Origin of the sequence: Pseudonocardia sp. DSM 110487, from assembly GCF_019468565.1 — a bacterium.
In the GTDB taxonomy this organism is placed as follows: domain Bacteria; phylum Actinomycetota; class Actinomycetes; order Mycobacteriales; family Pseudonocardiaceae; genus Pseudonocardia.
The window spans coordinates 9245379-9267076 of the sequence record NZ_CP080521.1 but is presented as its reverse complement, the minus strand read 5'-3'; the positions used below and the strand labels follow the sequence as shown (position 1 = coordinate 9267076).

Annotated in this window: 25 protein-coding genes and 2 tRNA genes; 14 read left to right on the top strand and 13 right to left on the bottom strand. The window is 72.4% G+C overall.

The window, feature by feature from the left end; all coding sequences use genetic code 11:
• Positions 1-3: 3 nt before the first annotated feature.
• A complete protein-coding gene (dctA, locus tag K1T35_RS43665) occupies positions 4-1371 on the bottom strand; it encodes a C4-dicarboxylate transporter DctA (RefSeq protein ID WP_220257510.1) in 1368 nt (455 codons plus the stop codon).
• Between the two features lie 187 nt (positions 1372-1558).
• On the opposite strand from dctA, the gene K1T35_RS43660 reads away from it, so the two are divergent.
• Entirely contained in the window at positions 1559-2323 is a 765-nt protein-coding gene (locus K1T35_RS43660) for a GNAT family N-acetyltransferase (RefSeq protein ID WP_220257509.1), read from the top strand.
• Between the two features lie 95 nt (positions 2324-2418).
• The gene (locus K1T35_RS43655) at positions 2419-3030 is read left to right on the top strand and encodes a GNAT family N-acetyltransferase (protein WP_220257508.1); all 612 of its coding nucleotides are present in this window, start codon (positions 2419-2421) and stop codon (positions 3028-3030) included.
• 37 nt (positions 3031-3067) lie between these two features.
• Here the strand turns inward: K1T35_RS43655 and K1T35_RS43650 are convergent, their stop codons facing one another.
• From K1T35_RS43650 to K1T35_RS43640, 3 genes are read right to left on the bottom strand one after another with little or no spacing between them, the layout of a single operon-like run.
• Positions 3068-4732, bottom strand: coding sequence for an FAD-binding dehydrogenase (locus K1T35_RS43650; RefSeq protein ID WP_220257507.1), 1665 nt, complete (start codon positions 4730-4732; stop codon positions 3068-3070).
• A 45-nt stretch (positions 4733-4777) separates the two neighbouring features.
• A complete protein-coding gene (locus K1T35_RS43645; RefSeq protein WP_220257506.1) occupies positions 4778-5776 on the bottom strand; it encodes a patatin family protein in 999 nt (332 codons plus the stop codon).
• 7 nt (positions 5777-5783) lie between these two features.
• A complete protein-coding gene (locus K1T35_RS43640) occupies positions 5784-6308 on the bottom strand; it encodes a 2'-5' RNA ligase family protein (RefSeq protein ID WP_220257505.1) in 525 nt (174 codons plus the stop codon).
• A gap of 60 nt (positions 6309-6368) precedes the next feature.
• Between K1T35_RS43640 and K1T35_RS43635 the strand changes: the two genes are divergently transcribed.
• Together K1T35_RS43635 and K1T35_RS43630 are read left to right on the top strand one after the other, a co-directional pair.
• Positions 6369-7601, top strand: a complete 1233-nt coding sequence (locus tag K1T35_RS43635) for a serine hydrolase (protein WP_220257504.1) — start codon at positions 6369-6371, stop codon at positions 7599-7601.
• A 5-nt stretch (positions 7602-7606) separates the two neighbouring features.
• Entirely contained in the window at positions 7607-8002 is a 396-nt protein-coding gene (locus K1T35_RS43630; protein ID WP_220257503.1) for a phage holin family protein, read from the top strand.
• A 5-nt stretch (positions 8003-8007) separates the two neighbouring features.
• Here K1T35_RS43630 and tenA read toward each other — a convergent pair whose 3' ends face one another.
• Complete coding sequence (tenA, locus tag K1T35_RS43625) at positions 8008-8694, bottom strand: thiaminase II (RefSeq protein WP_220257502.1); 687 nt, start codon at positions 8692-8694, stop codon at positions 8008-8010.
• Between the two features lie 262 nt (positions 8695-8956).
• Between tenA and K1T35_RS43620 the strand changes: the two genes are divergently transcribed.
• Positions 8957-9184, top strand: coding sequence for a hypothetical protein (locus tag K1T35_RS43620; RefSeq protein WP_255621322.1), 228 nt, complete (start codon positions 8957-8959; stop codon positions 9182-9184).
• A 96-nt stretch (positions 9185-9280) separates the two neighbouring features.
• On the opposite strand, the gene K1T35_RS43615 is transcribed toward K1T35_RS43620, so the two are convergent.
• The 7 genes from K1T35_RS43615 to mrf form a co-directional block, all read right to left on the bottom strand.
• Positions 9281-9484 (bottom strand): hypothetical protein, encoded by a 204-nt coding sequence (locus tag K1T35_RS43615; RefSeq protein WP_220257501.1) that lies wholly within the window; start codon positions 9482-9484, stop codon positions 9281-9283.
• A 31-nt stretch (positions 9485-9515) separates the two neighbouring features.
• The gene (locus K1T35_RS43610) at positions 9516-11174 is read right to left on the bottom strand and encodes a class I adenylate-forming enzyme family protein (RefSeq protein WP_220257500.1); all 1659 of its coding nucleotides are present in this window, start codon (positions 11172-11174) and stop codon (positions 9516-9518) included.
• Entirely contained in the window at positions 11174-12448 is a 1275-nt protein-coding gene (locus K1T35_RS43605) for a cytochrome P450 (RefSeq protein WP_220257499.1), read from the bottom strand. Before K1T35_RS43605 ends, K1T35_RS43610 begins: the two co-directional genes overlap by 1 nt.
• Positions 12449-12491: 43 nt before the next feature.
• Positions 12492-15572, bottom strand: a complete 3081-nt coding sequence (locus tag K1T35_RS43600; protein ID WP_220257498.1) for an AAA family ATPase — start codon at positions 15570-15572, stop codon at positions 12492-12494.
• The gene (locus K1T35_RS43595; protein WP_220257497.1) at positions 15569-15772 is read right to left on the bottom strand and encodes a hypothetical protein; all 204 of its coding nucleotides are present in this window, start codon (positions 15770-15772) and stop codon (positions 15569-15571) included. The genes K1T35_RS43600 and K1T35_RS43595 overlap by 4 nt, the downstream gene beginning before the upstream one ends.
• 703 nt (positions 15773-16475) lie before the next feature.
• Complete coding sequence (gene rpmF, locus K1T35_RS43590; RefSeq protein WP_220257496.1) at positions 16476-16643, bottom strand: 50S ribosomal protein L32; 168 nt, start codon at positions 16641-16643, stop codon at positions 16476-16478.
• The gene (mrf, locus tag K1T35_RS43585) at positions 16643-17875 is read right to left on the bottom strand and encodes a ribosome hibernation factor-recruiting GTPase MRF (protein WP_220257495.1); all 1233 of its coding nucleotides are present in this window, start codon (positions 17873-17875) and stop codon (positions 16643-16645) included. Before mrf ends, rpmF begins: the two co-directional genes overlap by 1 nt.
• A 69-nt stretch (positions 17876-17944) precedes the next feature.
• Here mrf and rpmG (K1T35_RS43580) point away from each other — a divergent pair, with 69 nt between their 5' ends.
• The 9 genes from rpmG (K1T35_RS43580) (at position 17945) to K1T35_RS43540 (ending at position 20236) form a co-directional block, all read left to right on the top strand.
• Positions 17945-18109: a 50S ribosomal protein L33 gene (rpmG, locus tag K1T35_RS43580; protein ID WP_220257494.1), complete on the top strand. Its 165-nt coding sequence runs from the start codon at positions 17945-17947 to the stop codon at positions 18107-18109.
• A complete protein-coding gene (gene rpsR, locus K1T35_RS43575; RefSeq protein ID WP_220257493.1) occupies positions 18109-18348 on the top strand; it encodes a 30S ribosomal protein S18 in 240 nt (79 codons plus the stop codon). Before rpmG (K1T35_RS43580) ends, rpsR begins: the two co-directional genes overlap by 1 nt.
• A 2-nt stretch (positions 18349-18350) precedes the next feature.
• A complete protein-coding gene (rpmB, locus tag K1T35_RS43570; protein WP_220257492.1) occupies positions 18351-18587 on the top strand; it encodes a 50S ribosomal protein L28 in 237 nt (78 codons plus the stop codon).
• Positions 18587-18892, top strand: a complete 306-nt coding sequence (rpsN, locus tag K1T35_RS43565; RefSeq protein ID WP_220257491.1) for a 30S ribosomal protein S14 — start codon at positions 18587-18589, stop codon at positions 18890-18892. The genes rpmB and rpsN overlap by 1 nt, the downstream gene beginning before the upstream one ends.
• Before the next feature lie 83 nt (positions 18893-18975).
• Positions 18976-19048: transfer RNA gene (locus K1T35_RS43560), tRNA-Thr, on the top strand.
• A 29-nt stretch (positions 19049-19077) separates the two neighbouring features.
• Positions 19078-19150: transfer RNA gene (locus K1T35_RS43555), tRNA-Met, on the top strand.
• Positions 19151-19197: 47 nt separating this feature from the next.
• Positions 19198-19365, top strand: coding sequence for a 50S ribosomal protein L33 (gene rpmG, locus K1T35_RS43550; RefSeq protein WP_075952057.1), 168 nt, complete (start codon positions 19198-19200; stop codon positions 19363-19365).
• Between the two features lie 2 nt (positions 19366-19367).
• Positions 19368-19817, top strand: coding sequence for a MaoC family dehydratase N-terminal domain-containing protein (locus K1T35_RS43545; RefSeq protein WP_220257490.1), 450 nt, complete (start codon positions 19368-19370; stop codon positions 19815-19817).
• Positions 19814-20236 (top strand): MaoC family dehydratase, encoded by a 423-nt coding sequence (locus tag K1T35_RS43540; RefSeq protein WP_220257489.1) that lies wholly within the window; start codon positions 19814-19816, stop codon positions 20234-20236. Before K1T35_RS43545 ends, K1T35_RS43540 begins: the two co-directional genes overlap by 4 nt.
• Positions 20237-20405: 169 nt before the next feature.
• Here the strand turns inward: K1T35_RS43540 and K1T35_RS43535 are convergent, their stop codons facing one another.
• Positions 20406-21641, bottom strand: coding sequence for a pyridoxal phosphate-dependent aminotransferase (locus tag K1T35_RS43535; protein WP_220257488.1), 1236 nt, complete (start codon positions 21639-21641; stop codon positions 20406-20408).
• Positions 21642-21698 lie beyond the last annotated feature (57 nt).

Here is a 21698-nt window from a genome sequence, read left to right as displayed (position 1 = left end):
CGATCAGCTCCGCACAGGCTCGACCTCGGCGGCGGCCTTCGCCTCCGGTGCCGCCGGCCCGACCGGCGGAGCGACCTCCTTGCCGCCGAGCACGTCCCGCATGCGCTGCTTGTCGAGCTGACCTTCCCAGTTCGCCACCACGAACGTCGCGACGCAGTTGCCGAGCAGGTTCACCGAGACCCGCATCGAGTCCATGATCCGGTCGGCCCCGAGCAGCAGCGCCACCGCGGCCACCGGGATCGCGCCGTGGCCGATCGCGGCCACGGTGGCCGACAGCGCGAGGAACGACGAGCCGGGGACGCCGGCCATGCCCTTCGAGGTGAGCATCAGGACGAGCAGTGCTGTGATCTGCTCGCCGAGGCTCAGGTCCACGCCGAGGGCCTGGGAGAGGAACAGCACGCAGATCGCGAGGTAGAGCGTGGCGCCGTCCAGGTTGAACGAGTAGCCGGTGGGGACCACGAGCCCGGTGGTGGCGCGGGAGGCGCCCGCGTGAGTCAGCTTGACCATGATCCGCGGCAGCACGACCTCGGTGGACGCCGTTCCCAGTGCGAGGAACAGCTCGTCCTTGATGTAGCGGACGAACTTCCACAGGTTGACCCCCGCGAAGAGCCACGACGCGGCGGCCAGCACCCCGATGAACAGCACCGCGGCCAGGTAGCAGCAGGCGATGAGCAGGGCGTAGTTGCCGAGCGACGCGATCCCGTACTGGCCGATGATGTAACCCATCGCGCCGAACGCGGCCAGCGGCGCCAGCTTCATGATCCAGCCGACGATCGTGAAGAAGACCTCGCTGATCTGCTCGATGAACCCGAACACGATCGGCGGCGCCTTCTCGCCGACCTTGGCGAGCGCGAGCCCGAACAGCACCGCGAAGAACAGCACCTGCAGCAGGTGGTTCTCCGCGAAGGCCGACACCGCCGACGTCGGGATGATCCCGAGCAGGAACTCCACGGTGTGCGGCAGCTCGCCGTTGCTGGTCTTCTGGGCGACGGCGTCGGCGCCGGTTGCGAGGGTCTCCGGGTCGATGTCGAAGCCGGCGCCCGGCCGGACGAGGTTGCCCACGACCAGCCCGAACAGCAGCGCGAACGTCGTGATGGCCTCGAACCAGATGAGCGCCTTGATCCCGATGCGCCCCACCGACCCGAGGTCGCCGACGTGCGCGATCCCGATCACGACCGTGCAGAACACGATCGGCGCGATCACCATCTTGATGAGGGTGATGAAACCGTCGGCGAGCGGCTTCAGGGCGGCGCCGAGGTCGGGCACCGTCCAGCCCACGACGATGCCGGCCACGATCGCGACGGCCAGCTGGAAGAACAGCGAGCGGTAGATCGGTGCGCGCTGCGCTACCTCGGTGGTCTGCTCCGGCATGCTCCGGAGTCTCGAAAGCGCGCGTTTCTGTCCGCTCACCCACTCGTGACGCCGGTGTTAACCCGGCGCGATGTCGCTGTGCCGTCCGCCACCTGGCGGCATCCGAACGAAAGCAGTTGCACGAACGGCACCCTCGTTCAATAGGTTCCGACGAGAGCGCCGTTCGTGCAGGCCGGAGGAGCGCACCGTGTTCGCCGATGACGAGCTCTACCGTCGTGGCACCGCGACCCTGCTCGCGTCATGGGCGGAGTACGCCAGAGGGGCGACCGGCGCGGCGTTGCATCGCCTGCCGGGGATCGCCGCGGCCGTCTTCCCCAGTGGCCCCGAGCGCTCGGTCTACAACAACGCGCTTCTGGACAGGGGCCTGCCCGCGGGAGAGCGCGCCTCGGCCATCGAGGCCATGGAGGCCGCGTACGTCACGGCCGGGGTGGATCGCTTCGCCGCCTGGGTGCACGAGGAGGACCCGGCGATGCGCCGCGATCTCGAACGGCATGGCTACACCGTCGACGAGACCACCTGCGCGATGGGTGTCGCGCTCGACGGCCTGCAGGTTTCCCGGTCCGATGCCGCACTCGGGCCGGCCGACTGGTCGGAGTACCTGCGGTTGCTCGACGTGCCGCCAGGGCTGCTCACCGGTGCCGATGACACCGCGTTCCACGTACTGGTCGCCCGGCTGGACGGCTCGTCGGTCGCGACAGGGATGGCGTTCGACCACGACAACGACTGCGGGATCTACAACGTCACCACCTTGCCGCCGGCCCGCAGGCGCGGGTTGGCGACGGCACTGACCTCCCGCCTCCTGCTCGACGCGCGCGCCCGAGGGTGCCGGACGGCAAGCCTGCAATCGACGGAGATGGCCGAGCGGGTCTACGGCGCGATCGGCTTCCGCGACCTCGGCCGGATCCTGGAGTACGTGCCTCCGCGTCGGAGCGCAAGTGCGCGGCCGGCCTGAGCAGCGGGACGAACCGACCGGTCGCCGATCGTCGCAGTTGACCCGATCGGGCCGGGCTGTGCCGCTCGCCACCCCACCAGTAGGGTCGGCTCCCGATGATCACGTGCTCGCCCCGCCTGCATCCGACCGATGACCTGACGGGGCGGAAGGTGCGGCTACGCGAGATCGATCCGGCGGACCACCACACATTGATCAGATTTGATCGGGAAGCCGCCCGGGTCCCGAGAACCGCCAGGTACCAGCACTGGGCGGCGCATCGGGCGGACGTCGCCGAGATCGACGACGACATCCAGTTCGCGATCGAGACGTTGCACGGCCGGATGCTGGTCGGGTCGATGTGGACTGTCCGGACCGACACCGACGCGGGCCGCTTCAGCTACGGGATCGGGATCGGCCCGCAGCACCGCCGCTGCGGTTACGCCAGCGACGCCATCACCGCCCTGCTCGCCCACATGTTCGGGGAACGCCGCTACCGGACGTGCGAGGTCGGCATCCACGGCCGGAACGTCGCGTCGCGGACGCTGCACGGCGGCCTCGGCTTCCGCGAGGACAGCCGCGGGCGCGGCATCGTGCGGATGAGCATCGCCGCGCACCGGTTCGCCGAGCTCCACCCGGCGCTCGCCGTGTCGCGACCCGCCCACCCCGGCAGAGGGCGGCACTGGCGCCAGACGCGGGGGCAACACCGGCACCCCCAGCGGTGGCGCTGAGCCGCCCCGCCCCGGTTCTCCAAAGATCGCGGGGCCTTCAGAGGGCGAAGGAGAGCGCTCGGCCCGCCTGACGGCCCGAGAAGAGGCAGCCGCCAAGGAACGTGCCCTCCAGGGAGGCGTAGCCGTGCACGCCCCCGCCGCCGAAGCCGGCCACCTCGCCCGCGGCGTACAGGCCGGGGAACGGGTTCGAGTCGGCGCGCAGGACCCGGCCGGACAGGTCGGTCTGCAGGCCGCCGAGCGTCTTGCGGGTGAGCACGTGCAGCTGCACGGCGATCAGCGGGCCGTTCGCGGGATCGAGGATCCTGTGCGGGGCCGCGGTGCGGACGAGCCGGTCGCCGCGGTAGCGCCGGGCGCCGTGCACGGCGGTGACCTGCAGGTCCTTGGTGAACGGGTTCTCGATCTCGCGGTCACGCGCGAGGATCTGGCCCTCCAGCTCGGCGAGGTCGATCAGCGGCTCGTCGGTGAGCTTGTTCATCCCGGCCACCAGCTCCGGGAGTGAGTCGGCCACGACGAAGTCGGCCCCGTGTTCCTTGAACGCCTCCACCGGCGCGGGTGCGCCCGGTCGCACGCGGGAGAGGACCATGCGGATGTCCTTGCCCGTGAGGTCCGGGTTCTGCTCGGAGCCAGAGAGCGCGAACTCCTTCTCGATGATCTTCTGCGTGAGCACGAACCAGGAGTGGTCGTGGCCGCTGGCCGTGATCGCCTTGAGGGTGGCGAGGGTGTCGAAGCCCGGGAAGCACGGCGCGGGGAACCGGCGGCCGCGCGCGTCGAACCACAGCGACGACGGGCCGGCCAAGATCCGGATGCCGTGCCGCGCCCAGATCGGGTTCCAGTTGCGGATGCCTTCGGTGTAGTGCCACATGCGGTCGCGGTTGACCACGCGCCCGCCGGCCCCCTCGGCGATGCCCAGCATCCGCCCGTCGACGTGCTCGGGCACCCCGGAGATCATCTTCTTCGGCGCGGCGCCCAGCCTGGACGGCCAGTTCGCGCGTACGAGATCGTGGTCGCCGCCGATCCCGCCGGACGTGACGATCACGGCCTGCGCCCGCAGCGCGAACTCGCCGACCTCGGTGCGTGAACTGGCCGTGCCGCGCGGGGCGAAGCTCGGTTCGAGCACGGCGCCGTGCACGCCGTCGACCACGCCGTCGGTCACCGACAGCCCGTCGACCCGGTGCCGGAACCGCATGTCGACGAGCCCGCGCGCCGCGGCGTCGCGCACCTGCCGAACGAACGGATCCAGCAGGCCGGGTCCGGTGCCCCAGACGATGTGGAAGCGCGGCACCGAGTTGCCGTGACCGTCGGCGAGCCCGCCGCCTCGCTCGGCCCATCCGACCACCGGGAACCAGCGCACACCCAGGCCGTGCAGCCATGCGCGCTTCTCGGAGTGGGCGAAGTCGACGTAGGCGGTGGCCCACTGGCGGGCCCAGAAGTCCTCGCCCGCCGGGTCGTCGACGCCGCGGTCGAAGGCGGCGGTGCCGAGCCAGTCCTGCAGGGCGAGGTCGACGGAGTCACGCACCCCCATCCGGCGCTGCTCGGGGCTGTCGATCAGGAACAGCCCGCCGAACGACCAGAACGCTTGCCCGCCGAGGCCGGTCTCGGGCTCCTGGTCGAGCAGCAGCACCTTCTTCCCCGCCGCGGCCAGCTCGGCGGTTGCCACCAGGCCGGCGAGGCCGGCACCCACGACGATGACGTCGGCGTCCATCCGCCCACCCTAAGCAGCCCTCCCGGTGGTCGAGTAGGACCGGCGCTACTCGACCCGCGGGTCCCTCACGCGGGCGAGGGCGGCGACGACCGCACCGTAACCCGCCTGTGCGGCCCGCTCGACACGGGCGACGTCGGTGGTGAGACCGCGAACCCCCTCGTCGCGCTGCGGGAGCACTGCCAGCAGGTGGGCGCCGTCGCGCGAGGGGTGCGCGGCGTCCTCGAGCACGGCGAGCACGGGGGCGTGCCGCCGGGTCTCCTGCGCCATGTGGCCGAGACCGGGTGCGAGCCGGTCGAGGGCGCGCGCCCAGCCGGCAGGCCCGCCCGGATCGCCGCGCCGCAGTTCCGACGCCGCCCGCGTGAACAGTGCGAGGACGTGCGTCGCCCCTTCGGTGAGCGCGCGCAGCACCGGCAGCGGCTCGCCGACCGAGCCGTCGATCCAGCGCCGTCCGTGCAGCTCGACGGCGGGGCCTGCGAGGAGTGGGATCGACGCGGTGGCCCGCAGTGCGAGCTTCCACTCCGCCGACGTAGTCGGCTCGAGGACGTGCGGCGCCAGGTCGTCGAGCGCGGTGGCGATCACGCGCAGCGGCGCGGGTGAGTCCCGCAGTCGATCCCAGTCGAGCGGTTTCGAGTGGACGAGCACGTCGTCGAGCAGGTGGTCCAGCGACACCAGCGGGCGGAGCGGGAACCGGCGCGGGTCGATGAACTCCCGGCGCGCCATGTCCTCGTGGAAGATCGCCGCCGACCCGTGTCCGCTGCCCAGCAGCAGCCCCGCGCCGACGAACGCCCCCGCGGAGCTGCCGTAGACCACGTCGAAGAACGGGGCCAGCCCGGCGTCGGTGAGCGCGTGCACCATCCCACCCGCGTACGCGCCGCGCATCCCGCCGCCGCTCACGGCCAGCGCGATCCGGTTCCCGTCGGCCCTGCTGCCGGCCGCCCGCCGCCGCAGCAGAGCACGCAGCACCTCGTCGTCGCCGGCCAACCGGGCGAGTGCGACGTCCCGACGCGGCGAGTCGCGCGTTCCGACCCGCCGTGTCCCGCCCACAGGCGGATCATCCCTCGCCGAGCGGGAGCTCGGCCATCGTCGTCCACGACGCCGCCGCCCGCGAGCCGGTCATGAGCACGGCGGTCCGCACGGTCGCGCCCACCGGCGGCCCGGCGGCGACCTCGGCCTCCGCGGCGCGCAGCCGCTCGATCGGCGCCCCGTGCCCGATGGTCAGGTGGGGCGTGATGCCGGCATGCGCGCCCTCGTACGGGAGTAGCCCGAACCGGGCGGACACCGCACGGGTCAGCGCCACGAACGGCTCGGCAGGCTCCGGCGCCCACCACATGCTCTCCTCGCCGAACCAGCTCACCTTCGAGAACCCGACCTCGAACGCCGGCACAGCGGCGAACACCTCGCCGAGCGTGGCCAGCACGCCGTCGTCGATGGCGGCAGGCGGGACGAACGGGTACAGGATCGTCACGTGCGCGGGCACGCCGAGCGCGGCGGACGGGTCCAACGCGGCGCGCAGGGCGCCCACGCGGGGCTCGGCTTCGGGCACGGGGACGACGACGGCGCTGAGGGTGCTCTCCACGCTCCCCACCCTGCCCCGTCCACCGGCCGGGGGCGATCAACCGGCGGTACTGTCGGCTCCGTGGCAGAGCTCAAGGTGGACGCGGAGCCCGAAGAGGTCGGGTTCGACGCGCAGCGGCTGGAGCGGGTCGCCTCGCACTACCGCCGGTACGTCGACGAGGGCAGGCTCGCCGGCTGGACGGTGGCGGTCGCGCGCCGCGGCCGGGTGGCGCTGCTCGCCCACCACGGCCTCGCCGACGTCGAGGCGCAGCGGCCGGTCGGTGACGACACCATCTGGCGCATCTACTCGATGACCAAGCCGGTCACGTCGGTGGCCGTGCTGATGCTCTACGAACGCGGCCTGCTCGAGCTCACCGACCCGGTGTCCCGCTACATCCCGGCCTTCGCCGACATGCGGGTGTACCGGGCCGGCTCGGCGGCGAACCCCGGAACGGTGCCCGCCTCCGAGCCGATGCGCATCTGGCACCTGCTCACCCACACCGCGGGGCTCACATACGGCTGGCACCACGCCCACGCGGTCGACGAGATCTACCGCGCGAAGGGCTTCGAGTTCGGCGCTCCCCGTGGGATGGACCTCGCCGCCGCGTGCGACGTGTGGGCGTCGCTCCCACTGCTGTTCGAGCCGGGCTCCGAGTGGAACTACTCGGTGGCCACCGACGTGCTCGGCCGCATCGTCGAGGTGGTGTCCGGGCAGCGGCTGGACACCTTCTTCGCCGAGGAGGTGCTCGCGCCCCTCGGCATGAACGACACCGCGTTCTCCGTCGCGCCCGACGAGCTCGACCGGCTGGCCGGGCTGTACATGCCGGACCCAGCGGGCGGGCTGCTGCGCAACACGTCCCTCGGCGACAACGCCACCCGCGAGCCGACGTTCCTGTCGGGCGGTGGCGGGCTGGTCTCCACGGCGGCCGACTACCACCGCTTCTCCCAGATGCTCGCCCGCGGCGGCGAGCTCGACGGCGTACGGCTGCTCGGTCCGCACACCGTCGCCTACATGACCCGCAACCATCTGCCCGGCGGTGCCGACCTCGAGCTGTACGGCAGGCCGATCTCCTCGGAGTCGGCGAACCGGGGGATCGGGTTCGGCCTCGGCGTGTCGGTGGTCCTGGACGCGGCCGCGGGCAAGACACTCGCGCACGAGGGCGAGTTCGCCTGGGGCGGGCTCGCCAGTACCGCGTTCTACGTCGACCCGGCCGCGGAGGTCACCGCGATGTTCTTCACCCAGCTGCTCCCGTCGAGCACCTATCCGATCCGGTCGCAGCTGCGCGCGCTGGTCAACCAGGCGCTGGTGGACTGATCCCGATGCCAAACGCTCTCGCGCTCGTCATCCGGGTGGCCGTGGTCGCGGTCAGCCTGTGGGTGGCCACGTTGATCGTGCCGGGCATCGACAACACGGCCGGCACCACCGGAACCCGCGTCGGCACGCTGATCGGCGTCGCGCTGATCTTCGGGCTCGTCAACGCCGTGTTGAAGCCGCTGATCAAAACGGTCGGCTGCGCGTTCTACCTGCTGACACTCGGCCTCATCGGACTGGTGGTCAACGCGCTGCTCTTCATGCTCGTCGGCGCGATCGCGGACGGGCTCGGCCTTCCGTTCGGGGTCGGCGGGTTCGGCGCCGCATTCCTCGGGGCGATCGTGGTGGGTGTCGTGAGCTTCCTGCTCCACGTCCTCATCCCCGACCGCCTCGACCAGCGCTGAGTGTCCTAGACCGGCCAAACCTCCCGGCGGTACCCGGCGTCCCAGAACATCCACTCGTACGTCGACGTGCGCCGGAAGTGCTGGCGCATCAGCGCGCGCTCGGTGCCGGAGAGCGTCTCCCCCACGCGGTCGGTGAGCTCGAGCACCGAGTCGACGACCGCCTGGAACTCGTCGCTGCCGTACATCGCGATCCAGCGCGCGTAGAGCGGGTCGGGCGAGCTGCGTGCGAGCAGCTCGTCGCCGACCCTCGCGTAGATCCAGTAGCACGGCAGCACCGCGCCGAGCGCCTCCGCGAACGACCCGCCGTAACCGGTGGCGAGCAGGTAGCTGACGTACGCCTGCGTGGTGGGCGCCACCGGCTCCAGCGCCGCCACCTCCGGCGAGGAGCCGAGCTCGGCCATCAGCGCGGCGTGCAGGTCGCGTTCGGCCGCGATCGCCTGCGCCGCGTGCTCGGCGAACATCACCGTGCCGCTCTCGTCCGGCGCCTTGGCCGCGCAGACCGCGAGCGCCCGCGCGTAGCCGCGCAGGTAGTGCGCGTCCTGGACGATGTAGTGCCGGAAGGACTCGCGGGGCAGCGTCCCGTCGGCCAACCCGGTGAGGAACGGGTGGGCGAGGATCGCGGAGTACACATCCTCGACGTCCGCCCACAGGACGTCGCGGGTGCGCAGGGTGGAGCGGGCCGGGGTCGCCATGGCTGCGACGCTACGACGGCCGCGGGCCAGGCGGAACCCACCTGAATCCAGGCAATTGCACCAGAGGTTTGCTCACGCAATTGCAGGGAATGACCTGGTCACACGGCGCGGCTGGAGAGGTGGCCAGGAAATGAGATGTCGCTCACTCTTCCGTATGCTTCTCTCTTGCGTCCCGACACCGGTAGTTCACCATGGAACCACCCACGGGCGGCGACTCAGCGCCGAGCGCGTCGGACCGCATTGCTCTGCGGAGGTGAGTCGAATGGATCCCGCCCCTATGGACCATCACGAGAAGATGCGGCTACGCGCTGCGGCCTTCCGGGCGACCCGGCTGTACCCCGGGCCGGTCGGTGAACTGGTCTCCCGCGAGCTGCTCACGTGGGAGGAGTTCGGGTACCGCCTCGGCGGTGAGCAGCTCGTGATGAGACTCGTCGATCACGTGCTCAAGTCCCCGATCCCGCAGCCCGCCGCGGAGGCCGACGCCGCATAGCGGACCCGTTCCGGTGGTCGAGCAGGGCCGGCGCCCCAGCGCCGGCCCGCATCGGGACCACCACCGATGCTCCGATCGGTCTCGGCACGCGGGCCGCTAGCGCTCGTACGTCGCGGTCACGGCCGACCCGTTCGCCGGCATGCCGTCGGCGAGCGCGCCCGCGGTGGCCGCGAGCACGAGCATCGCCGCGAGCGTGATGAAGGTGCCCGCGTAGCCCACCAGCTCGATGCCGGCGCGCACCCGTGCGGCCCGTCGTCGACGCGTGGCGCGGGAAGGGTGGATCGCGGCAGGAGCGGCCATGCCCGTGCTATCGCGCGCCGTTCGCCGGTTGTTAACCCTGCAGCGTCAGGCGGTCGCGGAGCGCCCGCTTGAGCACCTTGCCCGCGGCCGAGACCGGGATCTCGTCCACGAGGTGCACCTCGCGCAGCCGCTTGTACGGCAGCACCTGCGCGTTGACCGCTTCCATCAGCGATGTGGCGTCCGCAGCGTCGAGACCGGGCGCCACGACGAACGCAACCGGCAACTCGCCCGCCACCGGGTCCGGTCTGCCCACGACCGCTGCCCCCACCACGCCCGGCCGCATGTGCAGCAGCTCCTCCAGCTCCCGGGGGTACACGTTGTAGCCTTTGTAGAGCAGCATGTCCTTCTTGCGGTCGACGATCGACAAGTAGCCGTCCTCGTCGAGGGTGCCGACGTCGCCCGTGCGCAGCCAACCGTCCACGAGCGCCGCTGCCGTCTCCTCGGGGCGGTCCTTGTAGCCGGCCATCACCTGGGGTCCGCGGATGCACACCTCGCCCGGCTCGCCCGCAGGCAGCGGCGTCAGGTCGAACGAGGCCGGGTCGACGATGCGGATCTCGGTGTCGTACACCGGCGGCCCGACCGTGCCGGGCTTGCGCACCGCCGAGCAGGCGAGCGGACCCTGCGTGGCAACCATGGTGACCTCGGTGAGGCCGTATCCCTCCGAGATCACGACATCCGGCCCGAGCCGCCTGCGCAGCGCCTCGATCATCTCCAGCGGCATCGGAGCGGCCCCCGAGGTGATCGACCGAACCGACGAGAGGTCCCTCGCGGCGAAGTCGGGGTGCCGCAGCAGCCCTCCGAAGAGCGGAGGGGCGCCGCCCAGCGTCGTGACGCGGAACCGCTCGGCGTCGGCGAGGTAGGCGCCCGGGTCGAACCGGTCGTGCAGCACGAGCGCGTCGCCCCTCAGCACGGGCGCGTTCATGCCGCCGATCGTCCCCATGGCGTGGAACCACGGGGTGACGGTGACGGCGCACCCGGTGCCGAGCCGCACCGGCCGCTCCTCCGGCGGTTCGACCTGGTCGAGCACGAGGTCGCCGTGCGCGTCGAGGGCGGGTACGGACCCGGAGCCCCAGCACGCGGACTGGAGGGTGTTGACCACGACGTTGCGATGCGAGAGCCGCACGCCCTTCGAGCGTCCGGTGGTGCCGCCCGTGTAGGCGAGGTGCGCGAGGTCGGAGTACACGTCGACCGGGACGTCGGGCGGGGTCTGCGGAGCGTCGGCGTGGAACGCCTCGAAGTCCTGCATGCCCGGCACGTGGGCCGGTGTGCGCGGGTCGAGCGCCTGCGCGCGGTCGGTGGCCAGCACGAGCCGGATCCGGGTGCGCGGCAGCGCGGCCGCGAGGGCGGGCGCGGCGGGTGCCCATGTGACGGCGGCGACGGCGCCGCAGTCGGCGAGCTGCGCGGCCAGGTCGTCCGGCGGGAGCAGCGGGTTGGCGGGCGAGAACGTGGCGCCCGCCATGAGCGTGCCGTAGTACGCGATCGGGTACTGCGGGCAGTTCGGCAGGTGCAGCGCCACGACGTCGCCGCGCCCGATCCCCGCGCCGCCCAATGCCTGGGCGAACGCTGCAGCCCGCGTGTAGAGCCGCGCGAACGTGAGCTCCCGGCCGTAGTAGTGCACGGCCGTGCGCTCCCCGAAGCGGCGCGCCGAGCCCGCGAGGATCGCGCCGACCGCCACCTCCGGGTAGTCCATCACCGCACCCCACCGGGCGTGAACGCCACCGGCAGGCGCTTGATCCCGTTGATGAACATCGACTTCAGCCGCTGCGGCGGTGCGGTGGCCGCGATGTCAGGCACGCGGGTGAGCAGCTCGCGGAACATCACCGTCATCTCCCGGCGCGCCAGGTGCGCCCCGAGGCAGAAGTGCGGGCCAGCTCCGCCGAATCCGACGTGCGGGTTGGGCGAGCGGCGGACGTCGAACGCGTCCGGGTCGCCGAAGTGCGCGGGGTCGCGGTTGGCCGCCCAGTAGAACAGCGCGACTTTGTCGCCCTCGCGCATCTGCTGGCCGCCGAGCACGGCGTCGACGGCGAGCGTGCGCCGCATGTAGATCACCGGGGAGGCCCACCGGACGATCTCCTCCACGGCGGTGGGCGTGACGCCGTCGATGTCGGCCAGCCACGCGGCCCGCTGCTCGGGGTGCTCGGTGAGCAGGTGCAGGCCCCAGCTGATCGCGTTGCGGGTGGTCTCGTTGCCGGCGACGACGAGCAGGATGAAGAAGCTCGCCAGCTCGTCGGGGGTGAGCCGCTCGCCGTCGATCTCCGCGTTGACGAGGGCCGACGTGACGTCGTCCGTGGGGTTCTCGACGCGGTGCCTGCCCAGGTCGCGCATCAGCTCGGCCAGGTCGTTCCCCGCCTGCAGGAGGGCAACGACGATGTTGTCGGTCTCGGCGACGTACTCCGGGTCGGCCGGTCCGAGGATGATGTTGGAGCGGTCGAACACGAACCCGTACTGGCTCGCGGGGACGCCCATCATGTCGCACACGATCTTCAACGGCAGGCGCGCGGAGATCGCGGTGACCGCGTCGCACTCGCCATGCTCGATCACGTCGTCGACGATGGCGCTCGCGGTGCGCTTGACCTCGTCGGTGAGGTCGGCGAGCCGCCTCGGGGTGAACCCGCGGGAGACGATGCGCCGCAGCCGGGCGTGCCGCGGATCGTCCATGTTGATCATCGAGCCGTAGAACTCGCGGAACTCCGGGGGCTGGTCCACCACGTTGGTGGCGCCCTTGCCCGAGGTGAACACCGTGGCGTTGCGGCTGGCCTCGGCGAGGTCGTCCAGCCTGGTGAGGGCCCAGAAGCCGGGCCCGCGGGGGAGCCCGATGTCCGGTTCGGGGAAGAACGGCACCGGCTCGTGCTCCCGGAGGGCGGCGAAGGCGGCGGCACGCTCGGTGATCGGCAACGTCCAGAACCCGATGTCGGACAGGTCCGGCCGCCCCGCCCAGGTGGTCGTCGCTGTGCTGGTGCCCATCGTTGGACCTCCCCCGTTGTGGATCCGATCACATCCACATTAGTTACCCAGGGGTATTGCTCAAGGGGGGAACTGTCTCCCGGTCCGGCGGGGCCAGCAACCCCCGCGCATACGCGACGGTGACCGCCTCCGTGCGGCTGCTCGCGCCCAGCTTCGCCATCACCCGCGACAGGTGCACGCTCACCGTCTTCTCGCTGATGAACAGCTCCGCTCCCACCTGCCGGTTGGTGCGGCCCTCGGCAACGAGCGCGAGCACTGAACGCTCCCGGGGCGTGAGGGGGTGGGGCCCGGCCGGCTCGGGGCTTGCCGCCGCCGGCTCGAGCTGCACGCCCGCCCGCCGGGCCAGCTCGCGCAGTGCGCCCGCGAGCGGTTCGGCACCCAAGGCGGTGGCGGTGGCATAGGCCGCACGCAGGTCGGGCTCGGCCAGCGCGTGGGAGCCGCCGCCCGCCAGCACGGCCTCCGCGTGCCGCATCAGCGCGTACGCCTGCCGGTAGCCGACCGGTGCCGGACCGGAGCACGGGCCTGCGCCGCCCGTCTCGTACCCGAACGCGTCGGCGACCTGTCGCCACGCGGCCGGATCGTCGCCGGTGAGGCGGATGAGCTCGGCCCGCGCGCGCCGCAGCCACGCGGTGCCCTCGGGCCCGAGCGTGCCGGCGCGGGGGAGACCGCGCTCGGCGGCCTGTTCGGCGATGCGCACCATCTCGCGCGCCGCCGCCGTGGCCTCCTCGACGGGCTGCAGCCCGGCCTGCGCCATCTCGACGTGGGCGGCCGCGCCGAGCGCGCCGAGCAGGATGCGGCCGAGGTGGGGCGTGAGCTCGGTGAAGGAGCCGAACTCTAGGTCGGCGATGGCCTCCCTCGCCCGGCGCGCCGCCTCGTCGGGCCGGCCCTGCCAGAGCGCGGCCTCGGCGCCTGCCTGCCCCATGAGCAGGATCACCTGGTCGTCGACCTGCGCGGAGTCGCGCAGCTCCGCGAGCCGCCGCTCCGCGGCCGCGAACCGGCCCCGCCCCACCGCGGTGAGCAGGCCCGCCGCGGCGAGCCGGGTGGCGACGACAGCCGACACCGACTCGCCTGCGATCTCGGCAGCCGCCTCCGCCGCGTCCCACTCGCCCCGCATGAACCGGGCGATCACGTGGGCCACCCGCAGGTTGAGCCCGTACGCGCTCCACGTGGTGCCGGTGGCGGCGGCCCGCTCCTCGCCCGCGGCGAACTCCGCACCCGCCTCCGCGAGCCGGCCTTCGTCGAGCAGGGAGATGCCGAGCGAGTAGAAGGTCCTCAGCTCGACGGCCAGGTTGCCGGACGGTCGCGCCAGCCGCTTGGCCTCGCCGAGGAGCTGCCGGGCGCGCTCCGGATCGCCGCCGTACTCCGCGCACACCGCGAGCGAGACGAGCGCGTCGGCCTTGGCGGCATCGAGGTGGTCGTCCGGACCGTCCGGAAGGTGCCGGGCCACGGCGAGCGCGGTCTCCGCCTCGGCGACGGCCTCCGTGAACCGGTCGATCCGGGTGAGCACGCGCGCGAGCGTGGTGTGGATCCAGGCGAGTTCGGAAGACGGCGGCTCGCGCTCGAGCAGCTTCAGCGCGCGGCGGGCCGTGGTGAGGGCCTCCTGCTCCCTGCCCGCGAGATCCAGCAACCGCAGCGCGTACCGCTGCCCGATCCGGGCAGTGAAAGCCGGGTCGCCGCGCTCCTCGGCGAGCTCGAGCGCCCGCCTGCCGAGCGCAATGCCGCGGTCGGGGTCGCCGGTGCTGCTCGCGCCCCACGCGGCCCAGCGAGTGACCGAGCATTCGTCGACGCCGGCCACCGCTTCCGCGTCGGGCACCGCGCGCCACATCTCGATGGCCCGCTCGGCGTGCAGCAGGACCTCGGCCGGGGCCTCGCGATCGTCGGCCTCCATCGCGGCCTGGACCGACGCCGCCAGTGCGAGGCGCAGGTCGTGGCCCGCCATCGCGTGATGGGCCAGCTCCGCGGCCCGGCCGGGCTCGGCCACGCCGCGTGGGCCGGTGCCACCCGCCACCGCGAGCAGCTCGGCGTACCGGGCGTGCACCCGGCTGCGCTCACCCGGCAGCAACTCGTGGTAGATCGCCTCGCGCAGCAGGGCGTGCCGGAACTGGTAGCCGTCGTCGGCCCCGATCGCGCCCGGCTCGGTGTCGGCCGCGATCAGGACGTGGTGGGCGACCGCCTCACGCAACGCCTGCTCGAGGTCGTCGTCGGACAGGCCGGAGACCGCGGACAGGCCGCGGTGGCTCACCCACCGCCCGGCGACCGATGCGATCCGCAGCACCCGCTGCGTGGTGGTGGAGAGCCCCTCGATGCGGGCCACCAGCACCTCGACGAGCCCGTGCGGCAGCCCGTCGGAGGACGCGGACACCAGCTCCTCGGCGAAGAACGCATTGCCCTCGCTGCGCCGGGCGATCCGCCGCAGCTTCGGTTCGGGAAGGCCCCCGTCGGCGAGCTTGCGCACGAGCTCGAGCGACTCGCGGGCGCCGAGCGGCGCCAGGTCGATCCGCTCGACCTGGGGCAGCCGCACCAGCTCCGAGAGCAGAGGCCGCAGGGGGTGGCGCCGGTGCAGGTCGTCACTGCGGTAGGTGACCAGCACCACGAGCCGCTGGCCGGTGAGCCGGGAGAGCAGGAAGAACAGCAGGTCGCGACTGGAGCGGTCGGACCAGTGCAGGTCCTCCACGACCAGCAACGCGGGCATGGAGGCGGCGAGCTCGTCGAGGACCGACAGGACGGCGTCGAACACCTGCAGCTGGCCGAGGTCGCGCTGCTCTCCGGTGGCGGCCGTGCGCGCGAGGCCTCCCGGCAGCAGGTGGCGCAGCGCGACGTGCTCCGCGACCAGCTCGGGACGGGTGGCCGCCAGCGCGCCGACGATCTCGGTGAACGGCAGGTAGGGCAGGGCAGACTCGGCCGTGTCGAGGCACCGGCCCACCAGCACCGTGAACCCGGCCGCGGTCGCCCGCCCGACCGCCTCGGCCACCAGGCGGGACTTGCCGACCCCGGCGTCGCCGGACATCAGCAGCCCGGTGGGCTTGCCGATCGCGGCGCGCTCGAGGGCCGCGGTGAGCGCCGACACCTCGTGCCGGCGCCCGACCAGCTCGATGCCGACCCCCAGCCGCGCCACATCGGTCATCGTGACACGGCGTACCGACGTTCTGCGCTGTCATTGCGGGACGAGGGATCGGGCTGCGGTGGATGGCTCCGCGGCGTTTCCGGGCGTCTGCGGCGGGCCTGGCGGACCAGCCGGGCGAGGCGGAAGTTCTCGGCGTCGGCGAGCAGCTCGGCGCGGTGGTGCTCGGACTGGGCGGACAGGCTGGAGAGGTCGGTGAACATGAGACCAGGTTCGGTCTGAGGCGCGGTACACCACATCGGGCGATCACGTCGTTCTCGGTCCGGCGGTCGTGGATCCGGGGTAAGGGCGGGCGGGGGCCCCTTACTGTCCATTGAGCTGCGTGGAACCTGGCGGCGCGGGAGGCCTGAGGAGATCTTCGGCGGGGGCTATGCCCGGGGCCTGAGCCGTCGCGCCCTCCGGACAGGTCCCGGCGTGGTAGGCCTCCGGTGGCGCCGCGCAGTGTGCGGGGCCGCCCCTCACGCCTCAAGGGCGCCTGCGGCGTCGCTTCGCGATCGCTTCGCGACCCTTGACCCGTGAGCCTCTGCGGCCCCTCCGGGCAAACCACGCGGGCAGGCCCAAGGGCCTGCCCAGAGGGCGCGCGGCGCCACCGGAGGCGGTTTGCGACCATGATCATCGATTCGGTGCGACAGCGGCCGAATCCGGCCGGGAACGCGCCGAACGGTTGATCAGGCTCCGCGGAGTGGACATGATCAATGCTTCGGCGCGACGACGGCCGGATATGACCGGGAACGCGCCGAACTGCTGATCAGGCCTTCGCGGAGTGCGCGGGCGTGCTTGGCCGCGGACCTTACGCACCCCGGTGTCCGCCCACGCACGCCCTTTCGGCCCACGCGACCCGTCGACGGGGCGCGTCACCCGACACTGGGTGCGCCGGAAGAGATGGCGCGCGTGAGCCGGGCGGGATCACTCCGGGGTCAGCAGGCCCCGCTGGTAGGCGCGCACGAGGCGGCGGGGGACCAGGTGCTGGCGGCCCGCGATCGTGATCGGAACCAGGTCCGGCGGGGTCGCCTTCCATTGCGCCCTTCGCTTGCGCGTGTTCGACCGGGACGTGCGGCGCTTGGGGACGGCCATCAGTGCTCCTCGTGCTCGGTGTCAGGGTGGCCGGCGGCGGCGAGGCCCGCCGGCTCATCGCAGGGGTCGGTGTGCCACCAGCCGAAGGGGTCGGGGAGGGCGCGCCATGCCGCCTCGCCCGCCGCCAGTTCGGCGTCGGTCAGCAGCGCGTCGGCGAGGGCGGCCTCGATGTCGGTCGGGCTGGCGGCGTGGGAGAGCACGACGATGTCCTGTGCGCGGTCGGCGAAGCGTGGGTGCCAGCCGAGCGACGCGAGCGCGCGCCGTTCGGGCCCTGCTGCCGCCCACGCGTCGGCGTCCCCAGCGGCGAGCCACTCGCCGGCGTGCCCGATCCGCAGCCCGCCGCCTGCCGACTCCACCCAGAGCACGGCCTCCGGCCGGGTGGCGAGCCAGATCCGGCCGCGCGTGCGGACGACGCCGTCGAGCAGCGCGTCGATCGCGTCGTGCAGGCGTTCCGGGTGGAACGGCCGCCGCGCGGAGAACACGGAGAGCTGCACGCCGCAGTCGCGGGTGAGCGGTGGCTGCCCGCGCAGCAGCGGGCCGTGCACGTCGTCCGGGCGGCCGCGGCGGGCGGCCTGGGGGAGGTCGCCGAGCAGCACGCGGGCGTCGAGCCCGGACAGGAGCATCCGCGTCGCGGCCGGTGCCAGCCGCTCCATGACGGCGTCGGTGCGGGCGAGCTGCCACGCGTCCGCCGTACCGGTGTGCACGAGGACGTCGGCGAACTCGGCCTGCCCGACGGCGACCTGCGCCACCGTCCGCTCGTCGTCGGGCAGCTCTGCCAATCCGCGTTCGTCGAGCGTCGAGTCGCCGGTGGCGTCGTCGAGCCAGCTGCCCGCGTCGATGCAGGTGATCACTCCACGCAGGTCGACCCGGTCGGTGATCGGGGCGTCGTCGACGAGCACGTGCAGGAGCGACCAGCAGACCTGCTCGGGCTCGAGCGCGGGGTCGAGGTGCAGCACGATCCGCCGCGGACCGCCCGGCTCGCTGAGCAGGTGCAGCTGGGGCAGCAGGTCCTCGCGCAGCGTGCAGGACAGGCAGCCGTGCGCGAGCTCGAGCACCGTGCGCTCGTCGTGGTCGCCGTGGCGCAGCCGGCGGTGCACGTGCCCGGAGCCGATGTCGCGCAGGTCGTGGTGCAGCACGGCAACGTCCGGGTCGAGCGTCCTGATCCGGGCGATCACGGCCTCGGTGCCGGGCGCGTGCAGCCCGCAGAGCACCAGCAGCTCGGGTCGGCTCACGGAATCCCTCCTCGGTCGGGTACGTTGACCTTAGATGAAAATGAATGTCGTTTGTAAGGAGGGTGGAGCATGGCCCGCAACGAGCTGCGTCCGATCGTGAAGCTGCGGTCGACGGCCGGCACCGGCACCACGTACGTGACCCGCAAGAACCGGCGCAACGACCCGGACCGGATCGTGCTGCGCAAGTACGACCCGGCCGTCCGGCGGCACGTCGAGTTCCGCGAGGAGCGCTGATGCGACCCACGGCGCGCAGGCCACCGAAGCGGAAGGCCAACCCGCTGCACGTGCGGGGCATCACCGAGGTCGACTGGAAGGACGTCACGCTGCTGCGCACGTTCATCTCCGACCGCGGGAAGATCCGTGCTCGCCGGGTCACGGGGCTGACGCCCCAGCAGCAGCGCAAGGTCGCTGTCGCGATCCGCACCGCGCGCGAGATGGCGCTACTGGCCTACCCGCAGGCAGGGAGGAGCTGACCGTGTCCCGACGTTGCCAGCTCACCGGGCGTGAGCCCGGGTTCGGCAAGTCCGTATCGCACTCCCACCGCCGCACGAGCAGGCGGTGGGACCCGAACATCCAGAAGAAGCGCTACTGGTACCCGGCGGAGGGGCGGTACGTGCGGCTGCGGTTGTCCACCGACGCGATCAAGACCATCGACCGGATCGGTGTCGACGCCGCCGTGGCGCAGATCAGGGCCCGAGGGGAGAAGGTCTGATGGCGACGAAGGCGAAGATCGCCCGCAACGAGTACCGCAAGGCGATCGTGGCGCGCCATGCCACCCGTCGGGCGGAGCTGAAGGCCGTGATCGCGCGGCCGACGACCACCCAGGAGGAGAGGGTGGCCGCCCAGCGCGAGCTCGCCCGCCAGCCGCGCGACGCGAGTGCGACCCGGGTGCGCAACCGCGACTCCGTGGACGGTCGCCCGCGTGGCCACCTGCGCACCTTCGGGGTGTCCCGGGTGCGGCTGCGCGAGCTCGTGCACGCCGGCTACCTGCCGGGGGTGCGCAAGTCGAGCTGGTGAGGAGGTACCCGTTTCCGGCGCTGCCGGAGGGTTGTGTAGCATCATCTGCGGCCGTGCGGGAGTGACCGCCTGCTCGGTATGCCGCCCCTTTAGCTCAGTCGGCAGAGCGTCTCCATGGTAAGGAGAAGGTCTACGGTTCGATTCCGTAAAGGGGCTCAGCGGAGTGGCACCATCCGGCTCCGCGAAGCGGCGTAGCTCAGTCGGTAGAGCAAGCGGCTCATAATCGCTGTGTCGCCGGTTCAAGTCCGGCCGCCGCTACCGGCTCTACACAGATCCACCAGACAGCTCAGCAGGAGGCACCCGCGATGGCAAAGGCCACGGACGTTCGGCCGAAGATCACGCTGGCGTGCGAGCAGTGCAAGCACCGCAACTACATCACCAAGAAGAACCGGCGCAACGACCCCGACCGGCTCGCCGTCAAGAAGTTCTGCCCCAACTGCGGCACTCACCGCGAGCACCGCGAGACGCGCTGAGCGTGCCCGACGTCTCGTACGTCGGGAAGGCTCTGCCCCCGACTGCTCCGTACCGGGTCGGCCGCGAGAAGATCCGGGAGTTCGCCCTCGCCATCGGCGAGGGCGCTTCCGTGTGCCGGGACGTCGGCGCCGCGCGTGCGGCCGGTCACTCCGACGTCGTCGCCCCGCCCACGTTCACCGTGACGTTCACCATGCCGGTGATCGAGGCGTTCCTGCGCGACCCCGCGTTCGGCTGGGACTACCTCCGCATGGTGCACGGCGACCAGTCGATCACCCTGCACCGACCGATCTGCGGCGGCGACGACCTGGTCACCACGATCCACGTCGACGACCTCAAGACCCGCGGCGGCAGCCACATGCTCACCCTGCGCTGCGAGGTCGCCGACACCGACGGTGAGCCGGTGGCCACCACGAAGCTGTTGCTCGTCACGGCGGCGGAGGGCGAGTCATGACCGCCGTCGGCGACGAGCTGCCGCCGCTGTCGGTGCGGGTCACGCGCGCCGACCTCGTGCGCTACGCGGGCGCCTCCGGCGACTTCAACCCGATCCACTGGAGCGACCGCGTCGCCGCATCGGCCGGCCTTCCCGGCGTCATCGCCCACGGCATGCTGACGATGGCGCTCGCAGGGCGCCTCGTCACCGATTGGGCCGGCGGCCCGGCCGCCATGCGGAGCTACGGCGTGCGCTTCACCCGCCCCGTGGTCGTGCCGGACGACGACGAGGGTGCCCTCGTCGAGATCAGCGGCAAGGTCACGGGCCTCAGCGAGTCCGAGAGCGGTGAGCGCATCGCGAAGGTCGCGATCACGGCCGCGTTCGAGGGCAAGACGGTGCTTGGCCGCGCGGTCGCCGAGGTGGCCGTCCCGGCCGAGTGACCCGACCCGGGCCCATGATCATCCGCTAGGTGCAACCACGGCCGTATCCGGCCGGCCCCGCACCGAACCGATGATCTTCCGCCCTGTTGGCAGGGATGATCGCCGGTCGGGTGCGCAGCCGGCCGGATACGGCCGTCAACGCACCGAACCGGCGATCGATCTCCCTGGCCTACCGTGCCTCGGCCAGGAAGGCGCCCATCCGCTCCACGCCGGTGCGCAGGTCGTCGTCGCCGAGGGCATAGGACAGGCGGAAGAAGCCCGGGGTGCCGAACGCCTCACCGGGCACCACCGCCACCTCGGCGTGCTCCAGCACCGCGGCGGCCAGCTCCACGCTCGTCCGAGGCCGCGCACCGCGCAGCTCCTTGCCCAGCAGGCCCTGAACGGACGCGTAGGCGTAGAAGGCGCCGCGCGGCGTCGGGCACTCGACGCCGGGGATCGCCCGCAGCAGGTCGACGATCGTGCGGCGCCTGCGGTCGAACGCCGCGCGCATCTCGTGCACCGCGTCGAGTGGGCCCGAGATCGCCGCCAGCGCCGCCCGCTGGGAGACGTTGGCGACGTTGGACGACAGGTGCGACTGCAGGTTGGTGGCCGCCTTCACCACGTCGGCCGGACCGGCCAGCCAGCCCACGCGCCAGCCGGTCATCGCGTAGGTCTTGGCGACGCCGTTGATCACCACGCACGTGTCGGCGAGCTCCGGAACGACGACCGGCATCGAGACGGCCTCGGCGCCGTCGTAGACGAGGTGCTCGTAGATCTCGTCCGTGATCACCCAGATGCCGTGTTCGACGGCCCAGCGCCCCACCGCCTCCGTGAGCTCGCGGGAGGCCACCGCACCCGTGGGGTTCGAGGGCGAGCACCACAGCAGCACCTTCGTGCGCTCCGTGCGCGCCTCGTCGAGCTGCTCGACCGACGGCAGGTAATCGGCCTCGGGTCCGCAGACCACCGGCACGGCAACGCCCCCGGCGAGCGCGACGGCCTCGGGATACGTCGTCCAGTAGGGCGTCGGCAGCAGCACCTCGTCACCAGGGTCGATCAGCGTGGCGAACGCCTGGTAGACGGCCTGCTTGCCGCCGTTCGTCACGAGCACCTGGGCCGGGGCGATCTCGAGCCCCGAGTTGCGGAGGGTCTTCGCGGCGATCGCCTCCCTCAGCTCGGGAAGGCCCGCGGCGGGTGTGTAGCGGTGGTTGCGCTGGTCGGCGCACGCCGCCTCGGCCGCGGCCACCACGGCGGACGGCGTCGGGAAGTCCGGCTCGCCGGCACCGAACCCGATGACCGGACGCCCCGCGGCCTTCAGCGCCTTCGCCTTCGCGTCCACCGCCATCGTCGCCGACTCGGCGATGCCGCCGATGCGGGTGGAGATGCGCCGGATTGCGGGGACCGTGCTGGTCGGGGTGCTGGCAGCCATGGCTGCATCCTCCCTCAGCTGGTCACGCACAGCCCTGGTGGCCCACCGGGGTGTGCG

Excerpts from the sequence above, each read along its gene's own strand:
- dctA (WP_220257510.1), bottom strand. The coding sequence starts at position 1,371 with ATGCCGGAGCAGACCACCGAGGTAGCGCAGCGCGCACCGATCTACCGC.
- K1T35_RS43655 (WP_220257508.1), top strand. The coding sequence starts at position 2,419 with ATGATCACGTGCTCGCCCCGCCTGCATCCGACCGATGACCTGACGGGG.
- K1T35_RS43650 (WP_220257507.1), bottom strand. The coding sequence starts at position 4,732 with ATGGACGCCGACGTCATCGTCGTGGGTGCCGGCCTCGCCGGCCTGGTG.
- K1T35_RS43630 (WP_220257503.1), top strand. The coding sequence starts at position 7,607 with ATGCCAAACGCTCTCGCGCTCGTCATCCGGGTGGCCGTGGTCGCGGTC.
- tenA (WP_220257502.1), bottom strand. The coding sequence starts at position 8,694 with ATGGCGACCCCGGCCCGCTCCACCCTGCGCACCCGCGACGTCCTGTGG.
- K1T35_RS43620 (WP_255621322.1), top strand. The coding sequence starts at position 8,957 with ATGGATCCCGCCCCTATGGACCATCACGAGAAGATGCGGCTACGCGCT.
- K1T35_RS43615 (WP_220257501.1), bottom strand. The coding sequence starts at position 9,484 with ATGGCCGCTCCTGCCGCGATCCACCCTTCCCGCGCCACGCGTCGACGA.
- K1T35_RS43610 (WP_220257500.1), bottom strand. The coding sequence starts at position 11,174 with ATGGACTACCCGGAGGTGGCGGTCGGCGCGATCCTCGCGGGCTCGGCG.
- K1T35_RS43605 (WP_220257499.1), bottom strand. The coding sequence starts at position 12,448 with ATGGGCACCAGCACAGCGACGACCACCTGGGCGGGGCGGCCGGACCTG.
- K1T35_RS43600 (WP_220257498.1), bottom strand. The coding sequence starts at position 15,572 with ATGACCGATGTGGCGCGGCTGGGGGTCGGCATCGAGCTGGTCGGGCGC.
- K1T35_RS43595 (WP_220257497.1), bottom strand. The coding sequence starts at position 15,772 with ATGTTCACCGACCTCTCCAGCCTGTCCGCCCAGTCCGAGCACCACCGC.
- rpmF (WP_220257496.1), bottom strand. The coding sequence starts at position 16,643 with ATGGCCGTCCCCAAGCGCCGCACGTCCCGGTCGAACACGCGCAAGCGA.
- rpmG (WP_220257494.1), top strand. The coding sequence starts at position 17,945 with ATGGCCCGCAACGAGCTGCGTCCGATCGTGAAGCTGCGGTCGACGGCC.
- rpsR (WP_220257493.1), top strand. The coding sequence starts at position 18,109 with ATGCGACCCACGGCGCGCAGGCCACCGAAGCGGAAGGCCAACCCGCTG.
- rpsN (WP_220257491.1), top strand. The coding sequence starts at position 18,587 with ATGGCGACGAAGGCGAAGATCGCCCGCAACGAGTACCGCAAGGCGATC.
- rpmG (WP_075952057.1), top strand. The coding sequence starts at position 19,198 with ATGGCAAAGGCCACGGACGTTCGGCCGAAGATCACGCTGGCGTGCGAG.
- K1T35_RS43540 (WP_220257489.1), top strand. The coding sequence starts at position 19,814 with ATGACCGCCGTCGGCGACGAGCTGCCGCCGCTGTCGGTGCGGGTCACG.
- K1T35_RS43535 (WP_220257488.1), bottom strand. The coding sequence starts at position 21,641 with ATGGCTGCCAGCACCCCGACCAGCACGGTCCCCGCAATCCGGCGCATC.